At 71.9% G+C, this 12,755-nt stretch carries 8 protein-coding genes and 1 pseudogene; 6 read left to right on the forward strand and 3 right to left on the reverse strand.

The features are described from left to right. Window positions 1-999: 999 nt before the first annotated feature. Window positions 1,000-2,667, reverse strand: coding sequence for a beta-N-acetylhexosaminidase (locus ABZS40_RS28340; protein ID WP_354946530.1), 1,668 nt, complete (start codon window positions 2,665-2,667; stop codon window positions 1,000-1,002). A 317-nt stretch (window positions 2,668-2,984) separates the two neighbouring features. Between ABZS40_RS28340 and ppdK the strand changes: the two genes are divergently transcribed. Beyond that, window positions 2,985-5,720, forward strand: coding sequence for a pyruvate, phosphate dikinase (gene ppdK / locus ABZS40_RS28345; RefSeq protein WP_354946531.1), 2,736 nt, complete (start codon window positions 2,985-2,987; stop codon window positions 5,718-5,720). A gap of 41 nt (window positions 5,721-5,761) precedes the next feature. Here the strand turns inward: ppdK and ABZS40_RS28350 are convergent, their stop codons facing one another. Then, entirely contained in the window at window positions 5,762-6,262 is a 501-nt protein-coding gene (locus ABZS40_RS28350) for a roadblock/LC7 domain-containing protein (RefSeq protein WP_354946532.1), read from the reverse strand. Between the two features lie 254 nt (window positions 6,263-6,516). Between ABZS40_RS28350 and ABZS40_RS28355 the strand changes: the two genes are divergently transcribed. From ABZS40_RS28355 to ABZS40_RS28365, 3 genes are read left to right on the forward strand one after another with little or no spacing between them, the layout of a single operon-like run. Next, complete coding sequence (locus tag ABZS40_RS28355) at window positions 6,517-6,864, forward strand: VOC family protein (RefSeq protein ID WP_354946533.1); 348 nt, start codon at window positions 6,517-6,519, stop codon at window positions 6,862-6,864. Then, complete coding sequence (locus ABZS40_RS28360) at window positions 6,854-8,119, forward strand: deoxyguanosinetriphosphate triphosphohydrolase (protein WP_354946534.1); 1,266 nt, start codon at window positions 6,854-6,856, stop codon at window positions 8,117-8,119. The genes ABZS40_RS28355 and ABZS40_RS28360 overlap by 11 nt, the downstream gene beginning before the upstream one ends. Window positions 8,120-8,134: 15 nt before the next feature. Beyond that, window positions 8,135-8,983, forward strand: coding sequence for a siderophore-interacting protein (locus ABZS40_RS28365; protein WP_354946535.1), 849 nt, complete (start codon window positions 8,135-8,137; stop codon window positions 8,981-8,983). 5 nt (window positions 8,984-8,988) lie between these two features. On the opposite strand, the gene ABZS40_RS28370 is transcribed toward ABZS40_RS28365, so the two are convergent. Further along, window positions 8,989-10,194 (reverse strand): low temperature requirement protein A, encoded by a 1,206-nt coding sequence (locus tag ABZS40_RS28370; protein ID WP_354946536.1) that lies wholly within the window; start codon window positions 10,192-10,194, stop codon window positions 8,989-8,991. A 113-nt stretch (window positions 10,195-10,307) separates the two neighbouring features. On the opposite strand from ABZS40_RS28370, the pseudogene dnaG reads away from it, so the two are divergent. Then, window positions 10,308-12,210, forward strand: a pseudogene (dnaG, locus tag ABZS40_RS28375) (DNA primase). Next, a complete protein-coding gene (locus ABZS40_RS28380; protein ID WP_354946537.1) occupies window positions 12,211-12,747 on the forward strand; it encodes a hypothetical protein in 537 nt (178 codons plus the stop codon). The last annotated feature ends 8 nt before the right edge of the window (window positions 12,748-12,755 follow it).

The following is a 12,755-nucleotide window of genomic DNA, read 5'->3' on the forward strand; positions in this document are numbered from 1 at the left end:
TCTTGCGGATCAGATCGGTACGCATGGTGGCGTGCTCCTCTGCATCGGGGGTGCCCGCACGGCTCTCAACGGGGGGTCAGTGCGACCGTGCGGGGAAAGTTCGAGGGGTTCTGCCCGGTGACCCGCGAAGGGGGTCGGCGTCGGGACAGGGTGTAACGGGTGCCGGTGGCGGATCATTCCGCCTGCCCGCCGGCTGGCTGGGGTGCTCGGCCGTGCCGGGGGTTGGCCGTTGTGGTTCTCGGCCCGTGCCGGGGGTTGGCCGTTGTGGTGCTCGGCCGTGCCGGGGGTGTAACCGGGGCGGCCTGGCGGGTGTTCCCGGCGGCTGCTTCCGGCGGGAGGTCTTGGCGGCGGTTCCGCCCGGCGGGTCTGCCGGCGGGGCGCCATGGTCCGGGCTGTTGCGGTGGTCTGCCAGGTATAACGACCCGGCCCGGTCGCCGATTCCGCCGTTGGGGTGGCCCCGACCACCCGACAGCGAGGCCAAACCCGACAAACTGCTCACGCTGCCCACCTGGCGAACCCGACACGGCGGCCACCGCCCCTGATCCACTCGGGTTCCTGGAAGTCGCGGTGTCCGGGTGCCGGGGATACCCCGACATCATGAAAGCCGAGTGGATCATGCCGATCTGCGCGGTTTGCGCGCCCTCGACCGGTCCGGACCGCCCCGGACCGCCTCGCCCCGCCCCGGACCGCCTCGCCCCGGACCGCCCCGCCCCGGACCGCCTCGGACCGCCCCGGACAGGACCGCCCCGCCCCGGACCGGACCGGCCGGGCCGGACCGAGGCGAGGCGGGCGCGAACAGGCGCAGCGGGCCGTACGGAACCTCGCGCCGCGCAAGATCGTGCTCAATCCAGGAAACAGGCCCCTCCCGCTCAGGCGAGGCCACTACATCCAGGGTCGAGCACGATCTTGCGGGGCCGACCGCCCATCAAGGGGCGGCCGAGGACGGCCAGCGTGAACGGTCGGCTGAGCGCCGGGCGGGCCGGGCCGAGCCGCCGGGGATCAGGGCGCGGCGGTGTCGGTTTGGGGCACGTTGCGCTGCGCCGGGATGGTCGGTGCGGCCGGCCAGGGGATCTCGGGCGCACGGTGAAAGGTGATCCCGGCCGTCGTCCAGCGCGGGCCCTGGCCGGCCAGGCGGTCGCGGAAGCCAGCCCAGTCGTGGCTTGCCCGGGGTGACCAGCCCACCTCGGCGATGGCCGGGAGGCGGGGCAGGAGCAGGAGTTCGATGTCGGCCAGCGAGGTGACCGATTCGGTCCAGAGCGGGGCCTCCACACCGAGCACCGCCTCGGCGGGTACGCCGGCGACGTGCGTACCCGGATCCCAGTCGTAGGCCTTTCGCACGTCGATGAGGCCGGCCCAGTCGTGCCCGATCGGGGTGTCCGGGGCGTACTTCATGTCCAGGTAGGCGTGGTTGCCGGGGGAGACGATCAGCCGGGCACCCCGGCGTACGGCGTCGACGGTGGTGGGGTCTTCGCCGTTCGTGCCCCACCACTGGAGGACCCGCCCGTCGAGGTGGGCGGCGGGTGCGAGCTGGTGCCAGCCGACGACGGTCTTGCCGAGGTCGGCCACGATGCGCTGGACCCGCTCGACGAAACCGGTGTAGACCTCGCCCTTCACCTTGAACGCCTCGTCGCCGCCGATGTGCAGCCAGGGGCCGGGGGTGAGCGCGGCCACCTCGCCCAACACGTCGGCGACGAAGTCGTACGTCCGCTCGTCGGCTGGGTCGACGTAGCTGAAGCCGACCTCGGTGCCGGTGTACGGCGGCGGTGCGATCTTGTCCGGTGCCAGCTCCGGGTACGCGACCAGCGCCGAGTTGGTGTGCCCCGGGAGGTCGATCTCCGGGACGACGGTGATGTGGCGGGCCGCCGCGTAGGAGACGATCCGCTGGTAGTCGGCCTTCGTGTAGTGCCCGCCGGGGCCGCTGCCGACCTCGGTCGTCCCGCCGACGGTGGTCAGCTTCGGCCAGGAGTCGACGGTGATCCGCCAGCCCTGGTCGTCGGTGAGGTGCAGATGCAGGTGGTTGAGCTTGTAGCGGGCCAGGTGGTCGACCACCCGCAGCACGTCCTCGACGGCGAAGAAGTGCCGCGCGACGTCGAGCATCGCACCCCGGTAGGGAAACCGGGGCGCGTCGGTGATGGTCCCGCCGGGCAGGGCCCAGCGTTCGGTGACCTGGCCGGGGCTCTCAATCGTCGCCGGCAGCAGTTGGCGCAGCGTCTGCACGCCGTAGAAGAGGCCGGCGGCGGTGGCGGCGGTGACGCGTACCCCGTCGGTGGCGATGTCGAGCCGGTAGCCCTCCGTGCCGAGGTCGGCGTTGTCGTCGAGCACCAGCGCGATGCCACCGGCGGGCTCCGGCGTGGTGGCGTCGGTGACCGGCAGTGGGTAGCCGGTGGCCGGACGCAGGAGCTGGGCGAGCTGCTCGGCGACCGCCAGCGCGGCGGGGTCGACGCTGGCCACGATGACCGCTTCGGCCGGCAGCGTCCAGTCGGCGGTCGGGTCCGGCTGGACCTGCTGCGGGGCGGGCACGACGTCGGCCAGGCGGCGCGGGGCCGCCGGGGCGAGCAACGCGCCAGCGGTCTGCTCGGCCGCGCGGGCCAGCGTGGCCGCGTCCGGTTCCCCCGCCGACAGCGGCGCGGGGACGGCGGTGGGGCCGGGGGAGGGGGTGGTCGACACGGCGGCGACTCCGGGGGGTGTATTCGCGTCGGTTATGGCAAAAGTGAGGTTCACCGGCTGGCGTGGCGTCAAGCGTACGACGCTCGGCCGGGATGCGTGATGGTGCGCATGGAAGCGTTCCCAAAAACCGGTACGAACACGGATAGTCGTGATGGCTGTGCCAATTGTCACCGAACGGTCCCAGGTCCCTCGATGTTCGCTTAACCTTCGCGCACCGATCGATGTCGACCCCGGGATTACCGGCGGTCCGTCCCGGGGAAGAAGAAAACTGAACCTTCGTTAAGTGTCAATCCGGCGCGTGTGTTGTGGAGGCTCTGGTGGCAGCGCAAGAGACCGTCGATCACAAGTACGTCTACGACTTCTCCGAAGGCAACAAGGAACTCAAGGACCTGCTCGGCGGCAAGGGGGCAAACCTCGCCGAGATGACGAACCTGGGCCTGCCCGTCCCGCCCGGCTTCACCATCACGACCGAGGCGTGCCAGGCTTACCTCGCGACGGGACGGGAGCCGGACGGGCTCGCCGGCCAGATCGAGGCGCACCTGGAAGCGCTGGAGCGCGAGATGGGCAAGCGCCTCGGCGACCCGCAGGACCCACTGCTGGTATCCGTCCGCTCCGGTGCCAAGTTCTCCATGCCCGGGATGATGGAGACCGTCCTCAACGTCGGCCTCAACGACCAGAGCGTGGAAGGACTCGCACGACAGGCGGGCGGCTCGGCTGGCCAGGCCGCCTCCGGCGGCAACGACAGGTTCGCGTGGGACTCCTACCGCCGCCTCATCCAGATGTTCGGCAAGACCGTCTGCGAGGTGCCGGGCGAGGAGTTCGAGCACGCGCTCGACGAGGCCAAGCACGCCAAGGGCACCCACAACGACCTGGATCTGGACGCCGACGACCTGCGTGGGCTTGTCGACGCGTACAAGAAGATCTTCTTGAAGCACACCGGTCGGGAGTTCCCGCAGCAGCCACGCGAACAGCTCGACCTGGCCATCCGGGCGGTCTTCGAGTCGTGGAACGCCGAGCGCGCGGTGCTCTACCGTCGCCAGGAGCGCATCCCGGCCGACCTCGGCACCGCTGTCAACGTGGTGACAATGGTCTTCGGCAACCTCGGGCCCGACTCGGGCACCGGCGTCGCGTTCACCCGCGACCCGGCCAGCGGCGCGCAGGGCATCTACGGCGACTACCTGGCGAACGCCCAGGGTGAGGACGTGGTCGCCGGCATCCGCAACACAGTGCCGTTGCAGGAGTTGGAGCAGCTCGACAAGTCCTCCTACGACGAGCTGCTCGGCATCATGGCCCGGCTGGAGGAGCACTACAAGGACCTCTGCGACATCGAGTTCACCATCGAACGCGGCAAGCTCTGGATGTTGCAGACCCGGGTCGGCAAGCGCACCGCCGCCGCCGCGTTCGTCATCGCCGGGCAACTCGTCGACGAGGGTCTGATCGACCTGGACGAGGCGCTGCTCCGGGTCAACGGCGCGCAACTGGCCCAGCTGATGTTTCCGCGCTTCCAGCTCGACCACGAGTTCCAGCCGGTCGCCACTGGCATCGGCGCGTCGCCCGGCGCGGCGTCCGGCACTGTGGTCTTCACCTCCGCCCGTGCCGTCGAGCTGGCCGCCGAGGGGAAGTCGGTGATCCTGGTGCGCCGGGAGACCAACCCGGACGACCTGAACGGCATGATCGCCGCGAAGGGCATCCTCACCTCGCGCGGCGGCAAGACCAGCCACGCCGCGGTGGTGGCCCGGGGCATGGGCAAGACCTGCGTCTCCGGCGCCGACGAGATCGAGGTGAACGTGCCGGCGAAGCGGTTCACAGTGGCCGGGCAGACCGTCACCGAGGGCGATGTGGTGTCCATCGACGGCACCACCGGCAAGGTCTACCTCGGCGAGGTGCCGGTCATGCCCTCCGAGGTCGTGCAGTACTTCGAGGGCAGCCTCGACCCCGAGCACATCGACAACGCGCTGGTTCGGGCCGTACACCGGATCATGACGCACGCCGACGGAAAGCGGCGGCTGGCGGTCCGGACGAACGCCGACACCGGCGCGGACGCCGCCCGGGCCCGGCGCTTCGGCGCCGAGGGCATCGGGCTGTGCCGCACCGAGCACATGTTCCTCGGTGACCGGCGGGAGCTGGTCGAGCGGCTGATCCTGGCCCGGGCCCCGGGCGAGCGGGAGGCGGCGCTGGCGGCGCTGCTGCCGATGCAGCGGGCCGACTTCGTGGAGATCTTCCGCGAGATGGACGGGCTGCCGGTCACCGTCCGGCTCATCGACCCGCCGTTGCACGAGTTCCTGCCCCCGTTGGAGCAGCTCGCCGTCAACGTCGCGGTCGCCCAGGAACGCGGCGAGGACGTGGCCAAGGAGGAGGCGCTGCTCGCCGCCGTCCGGCGGATGCACGAGGAGAACCCAATGCTCGGCCTGCGGGGCGTCCGCCTCGGCCTGGTCATCCCCGGCCTGTTCGCGATGCAGGTCCGGGCCATCGCCGAGGCCGCGGTCAGTTGCGTCCGCGACGGGGGCGTGGCCAAGCCGGAGATCATGGTGCCGCTGGTCGGGGCGGTGCAGGAGCTGGAGACGGTCCGCGCCGAGGCGGAGAAGATCATCGCCGAGGTGGTCGGGGACAGCGGCGTCGAGGTGCTGATCGGCACCATGATCGAGGTACCCCGGGCGGCGCTGACCGCCGGGCAGATCGCCGAGGCCGCCGAGTTCTTCTCCTTCGGCACCAACGACCTGACCCAGATGGGCTGGGGCTTCTCCCGCGACGACGTCGAGGGCGCGTTCTTCTGGCGCTACCTGGAGTTGGGCATCTTCGGCATCTCGCCGTTCGAGTCGATCGACCGCGACGGCGTCGGTCGGCTGGTGCGGATCGCCGCCGAGGAGGGCCGGGCCGCCCGGCCCGGGCTGAAGCTCGGCATCTGCGGTGAGCACGGTGGCGACCCGGACTCGGTGCACTTCTTCCACGAGGTCGGCCTGGACTACGTGTCCTGCTCGCCGTTCCGGGTGCCGGTGGCCCGGCTGGAGGCCGGTCGGGCGGTCGTGGAGAGCGGCGGGTCGGACAGCCGCTGACGCATGTCGGCGGCGGCTGGTCACCCGGCCGCCGCCGGCGCTCAGATCGGCGGACGACGCCAGGTGGGTCGGGACGAGCGGCGCAACTGCGCCGGCAGGGTCGCCATCGGGGTACGCGTGGCCAGCGGGGCGTGCGCGTCCGGCACGGAGGTCGCGCCGATGCCTGCGCCGCGAACGTCCAGGAAGGACCCTGCCCGGCGGGCAACCGCCCGCGCCTCCTCGTGCAGCGCCTCCAGGTCCCCCGCCGCCGACACGGTGACGAGGGTCAGCAGGGCGCTGCGCCCGGCCGGGTAGGTGACCACGCAGCCGGCGGTGGTGCACACCACCGACTCCCGGAACTCACCCTGCCGGACGGTGTCGGCCACCCGGTGACCGAGCCCGAAACTCGCGGCGGCGAGCGCGGCGAGATGGGTGGCGTCGGTGCTGGGCAGGTCGCTGGAGATGAGCAGGCCGTCGGTGCCCGCGAGCACCGTGCCGGCGATGTCGGGTCGGCGTCGGCGCAGCCCGCGTAGCTCCGTTCCCATCACCGTGTCTGCGTCCACGAGTGTTACCCCTCACCGGTCGGGCTCTGCGTGTCGGTCGACTGGTCACGTTCCGCGCTGGGAACGCTACCGGTGGCGACTTCCGACCGCGAGCCCGTAACCCTCGGCAATCGGTCGGCAACTGGGGGCCAATCGGTGGTTGTGTGCCCTTCGTCGATGCGTCGCGGGCGGGTCGGGCAACGGGGGCGGGCGTAATCTTGGCTCGCTCGTACACGGCCGATTGGGCGCCGCGTCGAACGGGAAGAGGTGACTGCATGACCAGTGTCTGGGAGAGCCTGACTGTCGACGCCCGCGATCCGGCCCGACTGGCTCGTTGGTGGGCCGAGGCGCTCGGCTATCAGGTCGTCACCGAAAAGCCCGACGAGGTGGAGATCCGTCAGTCCGCCGACCGCCTGCCCGGCCTGGTCTTCGTGCCGGCGACCGACGGCAAGGAACGCAAGAACCGGCTGCACCTCGACCTGCGTCCCGTCAACCGGGAGGCCGAGGTCGAGCGCCTGGTCGACATGGGCGCCCGGCACGTCGACATCGGTCAGGGCGACGTCGAGTGGACGGTGCTGGCCGACCCGGAAGGCAACGAGTTCTGCATCCTGCGTGAGGAGTGAGCCGGGGGCGGCGGAGGCCCGGCTGGTCGAGGAGCCGCCCAAGGACACCGGGCATCGCCGGTCGCCGTACGAGCGCGACCGGGCCCGGGTGCTGCACTCGGCGGCGTTTCGCCGGCTGGCCACCAAGACGCAGGTGCATACCGCCGGCACTGACGACTTCCTGCGTACGCGGCTGACCCACTCGTTGGAGGTGGCCCAGATCGCCCGCGAGATGGGTGCCCGGCTGGGCTGCGACCCGGACGTGGTGGACGTCGCGGGGCTCGCGCACGACCTCGGGCACCCGCCGTTCGGGCACAACGGTGAGGCTGCGCTGGACCTGCTCGCCACGCCGTGCGGCGGCTTCGAGGGCAACGCGCAGACCCTGCGGGTGCTGACCCGCCTGGAGGCGAAGGTGCTCGCCCCGGACGGCTCGTCCGCCGGGCTGAACCTGACCCGGGCGTCGCTGGACGCGATCGGCAAGTACCCCTGGCCGCGGCGGCCGGGGGAGCGCAAGTTCGGGGTGTACGCCGACGACACGGCCGTCTTCGACTGGATCCGGGTCGGCGCGCCCGGCGACCGGCGCTGCCTGGAGGCCCAGGTGATGGACTGGGCGGACGACGTCGCGTACTCGGTGCACGACGTGGAGGACGGCATCCACGGTGGTTACGTCACGTTGCACCCGCTGCTCACCGACGCCGACGAGCGGGCCGCGCTCTGCGCCGACGTGGCGGCCGCCTACTCCGGCGAGTCGGCGGCGGACCTGGCCGAGGTGCTCGTCGATCTGCTGGCCGGTCCGCTGCTCGCCCCGTTCGCCGGGTACGACGGCAGCCATCGCGCGCAGGTCGCGTTGAAGGCCACCACCAGCGGGGTGACCGGGCTGTTCGTCTCGGCGGCGGTGGCGGCCACGGAGGAGCGCTTCGGTCCGGGCCCGCACCGCCGCTACGCCGCCGACCTGGTGGTTCCCCGACTGGTACGGGCGCAGTGCGCGCTGCTGAAGGGCATCGCGCTGCGGTACGTGATGCGTCGCAGTGGCTTCCGGGGCCGCTATGAGCGGCAGCGGACGATGCTGGCGGAGTTGGTCGCCGCGCTGGTCCGGCGCGCCCCGGAAGGGCTCGACCCGATCTTCGCCCCGCTGTGGCGGGCCGCTCCGGACGACAGGGCCAGACTGCGGGTGGTGATCGACCAGGTCGCCTCGCTCACCGACCCGGCGGCGGTGACCTGGCACACCCGCCTGGTCGGCAAGGGGACACCCCCGACCGATCCCGAGGCAGCTTAGGCTAACCTAACTGACATGACGGAACGCTCCAGGAACGTCACCTCGGCCCGGGTGCTGCGCACCGAGCGGCCCACCCCGCACCTGATCCGGCTCGTCCTCGGTGGGGACGAACTGGTTGGCCTGCCGGTGGGCGAGTTCACCGACCACTACATCAAGGTGGTGTTCCCGCAGCCGGGGGTCGAGTACCCGCAGCCGTTGGACCTCGCCGCGATCCGTCGGAACCTGCCTCGGGAGCAGTGGCCCCGGCTTCGCGCGTACACGGTGCGGCGCTGGGATCCGCTGTCCGGGGAGCTGACCGTCGACGTGGTGCACCACGGCGACGAGGGGTTGGCCGGCCCGTGGGCCGCCGCGCTGCGACCCGGCGATCCGGTGCACTTCGTCGGCCCGGGTGGCGCGTACGCCCCGAACCCGGTGGCCGACTGGCATCTGCTGGTCGGTGACGAGAGCGCCCTGCCGGCGATCGCCGCCGCCCTGGAACGCCTGCCGCTGGGTGCCCCGGCCCACGTCTTCGTGGAGATCGCCGACCCGGCGGAGGAGCAGAAGCTGCTCAGCCCCGGGGCGGTCGAGCTGACCTGGCTGCAGCGCGGCGAACGCCCGGTGGGCGAAGCGCTGGTCGCGGCGGTACGGGCGTTGGAGTTCCCGGCCGGCCAGGTGCACGCGTTCGTGCACGGCGAGGCCGCCTTCGTCCGGGAGTTGCGCCGGCTGCTGCGCGGCGAGCGGGGCGTACCCCTGGACCGGCTCTCCATCTCCGGCTACTGGCGGCGCGGCATGGACGACGAGGGTTGGCGCTCCACCAAGGCCGACTGGAACCAGCAGGTGGCGGCCGAGGAGACGGTCATTCCGGAGCCCGCCGCGGCGGGCTGAGCCGCTCACCCCTCGGGTGTCTGGTTTGCCTGGCCGGCCTTGGCCAGTCGCCGGCTGACCAGGACGGCGTACCCGACGACAGCCAGGGAGAGCAGCGACAGCATCAGCCTCGGTTGGTGCACCGTCGTGGTGATCAGCGAGACCGAGACCACCCCGTAGACGGCGATCGCCAACCGGGCGCCGCTCGGCCGTGTCCAGAGCCAGTACAGGGCGAGACCACAGAGCGTCCAGATCACCATCGATGCGCCAAGCAGCAGCCGCAACTCCAGCGGCAGGTGGGTCGCGTTGGCGTCGACCAGCCGGACCACCTGCCCGAGCGACCAGCCGAGCAGCAGCAGCGCACCGCCGAGCGGGATGTGCAGGTAGCTGTACGCCTGCCCGCCACGTAGCCGCCGCTGGGCCAGGCGGGTGGTGACGGACGTGGTGTAGACCCACCACACTGCCGCCGGGATCAGGAAGGCCAACGCGGCGGTGAGGATCATGTGTGGCGGGGGATGGTCCGGCACGGCGAAGAGCAGGCTGGCCAGCGCGCTACCCAGCACGATGATGGTGAACTGCCCGATCCGTTCCGGCAGGTGCCTGTTGTCCACCGGCCAGCGGTTGAGCCAGCGCACCCCCACCCAGGGCGTGGCCAGTTCGATCACCATCGCGACGATCCACAGGACGGGCCGCAGTTCGGTGGGCACGATCAGCGACACCAACCAGATCAACCAGCCCGACCCGAAGCCGATCAGGTAGACCGTCGTCACCATCCGGGCGCTCGGGCTGGTGGGGCGGGCGCGTAGGTACAGCAGGAGCAGCACGCCCCGCACGATCAGGTACCCGATGGGCAGGAGCACGCTCTCCGGCACCTCGTCGACCCCGAGCGTCATCGCGCCCGCGCCGACCAACGCGACGAGCACCAGCACCCGGTGCAGCGCGTCGTCCGGATCGAACCGGGTGTCGTAGTAGACCTGCCCGATCCAGGCCCACTGGATCACCACGAAGAGCCCGATGACGGCCAGCACGGCCCTCGGCGACGGGCTCGGTTCGTTACCCAGCCGAGCCACCACCGCCGCCAACGCGTACACGAAGATGAGGTCGAGGAAGAGTTCCAGCCAGGTGGCGTGGCGGTGTCCTGCCTCGTCCGCACCCGGGGTCTGGTCGGGTAGCCCGACCCGGCCGGCCAGCCATCTCGGCAGGCGGGGGGCTTGGCTGCGTACCCGGCGCATCTGGTCATGGTCCCGGTGTGGACCCGGCCTGCGGGCCCGAACCGCCCAGCCGGCAGCGGCCGCCGCCACACCGGCGTCCCCCGGCCGGCGTGTCGTCGGTCCGGCAGGGCAGGATGTACGGCGAGGGGGTGGCGAATGGCTGGGCGGATCCGGGACGAGGACATCGCACTGGTCCGGGAACGCACCTCGATCGGGGATGTGATCTCCGAGACGGTCACCCTGAAGTCCGCCGGCGGCGGCAACCTCAAGGGCCTGTGCCCGTTCCACGACGAGAAGAGTCCGTCGTTCAACGTCTCGCCGGCCCGCAACGTCTGGTACTGCTTCGGCTGCGGGGCCGGCGGGGACGCGATCAAGTTCCTGATGGACGCCGACCACCTCAGCTTCGTGGAGTCCGTCGAGCGGCTGGCCGGCCGCGCCGGCATCCAGCTGCGCTACATTGAGGACGACAAGGGCACCCCGCGTCCCCGCCCGCAGCAGGGTCAGCGGCAGCGCCTGGTCGCCGCGCACGCCGCCGCCGTCGAGTTCTACAGCGCGCAACTGAGCACCGCCGGCGCCCGGCCGGCACGGGAGTTCCTGGCGCGCCGGGGCTTCGACCGGGCCGCCGCCGAGCGCTACGGCTGTGGCTTCGCGCCGGAGGGTTGGGACCTGCTCACCAAGCACCTGCGCCAGCAGGGCTTCACTCACCAGGAGCTGGTCACCGCCGGGCTGTCCCGGGAGTCCCGTTCCGGCACCCTGATCGACAGGTTCCGCCGTCGGCTGCTCTGGCCGATCCGCGACCTCGCCGGCGACGTGATCGGCTTCGGCGCGCGCAAGCTCTTCGACGACGACGACGGCCCGAAGTACCTGAACACCCCCGAGACGCCGATCTACAAGAAGTCGCACGTGCTCTACGGCATCGACCAGGCCAAGCGGGAGATCGCCAAGCAGGGTCGGGCGGTGATCGTCGAGGGTTACACCGACGTGATGGCCTGCCACCTGGCCGGGGTCACAACTGCGGTGGCGACCTGCGGCACGGCCTTCGCCGCTGACCACATCTCGGTCCTGCGTCGGCTCCTGTTCGACAGCGACGAGGTGGCCGGCGAGATCATCTTCACCTTCGACGGCGACGCCGCCGGGCAGAAGGCCGCGCTGCGCGCCTTCGAGGACGATCAGCGGTTCGTCGGGCGGACGTTCATCGCGGTCAGCCCGGACAACATGGACCCGTGCGATCTGCGGCTGGCCAAGGGCGACCTCGCGGTGCGTGACCTGGTCGCCCGCCGCGAGCCGCTCGTCGACTTCGCGCTGCGACACGTGATCAGCCGCTTCGACCTGGACACCGTCGACGGCCGGGTCGAGGCGATGCGTCACGCCGCGCCGCTGGTCGCGCGACTCAAGGACCGGGAGAAGCGCCCGGAGTACGTCCGCAAGCTCGCCATGGACCTCGGCATGGAGATCGAGCCGGTGCAGCGGGCGGTGCTCGCCGCCGCCAACACCCCGCCGCCCGGCGCCCGCAACGCCGCCCCCGCCGCCCGGCCCACCTCGGCCCGCCCCGAGCCGGCACTGGACAGCCCGCAGTCGATGGTCGAGCGGGAGGCGCTCAAACTCGCCCTCCAGCAACCGGTCCTGGCCGGGCCGATGTTCGACGCGGTCGAGGCCACCGAATACCGCCACCCGATGCACGTCGCGGTGCGTGCGGCCATCGCGGCGGCCGGTGGTGCCGCGTCGGCGGCCGGCGGCGCGGTCTGGATCGAGTCGGTCCGCGACGCCTGCGACGACCTGGCGGCCGCGGCGCTGGTCGGTGAGTTGGCCGTCGAACCACTGCGGATCGACGGCGAACCGGACCCACGCTACGTGTCGATCACCATGGCCCGGGTGCAGTTCGGGTCGGTGACCGCCCGGGTCCGGGACCTCAAGTCACGCATCCAGCGGATCAACCCGGTCAACAACAAGGACGAGTATTTCGCCGCCTTCGGTGAGCTGCTGTCCCTGGAGCAGCACGCCCGGGCGTTGCGCGAGCAGGCTGCGGGAGGCCTCTAGATGGGACTGTTCAGCCGCAAGCCGAAGCTGCCGCCGGCCGACCGGCCGCCGCTGACCGCCGACGAGCGGGTGCTGGCCTGGGCCGCCGCCGGCAACGGCGAGGGCGACGGGGTGGTGGTCGCCACCAACCTGGGGTTGTGGCTGCCCGGTCGAGGGCACCGGTTCGGTTGGCACACCATCCTCAAGGCGGTCTGGTCCGGCCGGGAGCTGACAGTCACCCCCACCGAGCCGCTCGTCGAGCGGGACGGCTACACGGTGGTCGCCGACGGTCCGGCCGAGACGTACCTGCTGCTCGACCCGGGGGAGTTGCCGCACCAGGTGCGGGCTCGGGTGACCCGCTCGGTCGCGTACACCGAGCACCAGCCGGTGCCCGGCGGCGCGGCGCGGGTCGCGGCCCGGCGCGTGGCCGGGGTCGACGGTCTGACCTGGACGGTCCGACTCGACCCCGGCACTCCGGCGGACGGCGAGGCCCTGCTCGCCGAGACCGACCGGCTGGTCGGCGTGGCCCGCGCCGCCACCGCGCCGGCCGACGGCTGACCGGCCGG

Origin of the sequence: Micromonospora sp. NPDC005324, assembly GCF_040607155.1 — a bacterium.
GTDB classification, from domain to species: domain Bacteria; phylum Actinomycetota; class Actinomycetes; order Mycobacteriales; family Micromonosporaceae; genus Micromonospora; species Micromonospora trifolii.

Bases quoted from the DNA above. Each gene is read 5' to 3' on its own strand.
- ABZS40_RS28380 (WP_354946537.1), top strand. From the start codon at position 12,211: ATGGGACTGTTCAGCCGCAAGCCGAAGCTGCCGCCGGCCGACCGGCCG.
- ABZS40_RS28370 (WP_354946536.1), bottom strand. From the start codon at position 10,194: ATGCGCCGGGTACGCAGCCAAGCCCCCCGCCTGCCGAGATGGCTGGCC.
- ABZS40_RS28365 (WP_354946535.1), top strand. From the start codon at position 8,135: ATGACGGAACGCTCCAGGAACGTCACCTCGGCCCGGGTGCTGCGCACC.
- ABZS40_RS28355 (WP_354946533.1), top strand. From the start codon at position 6,517: ATGACCAGTGTCTGGGAGAGCCTGACTGTCGACGCCCGCGATCCGGCC.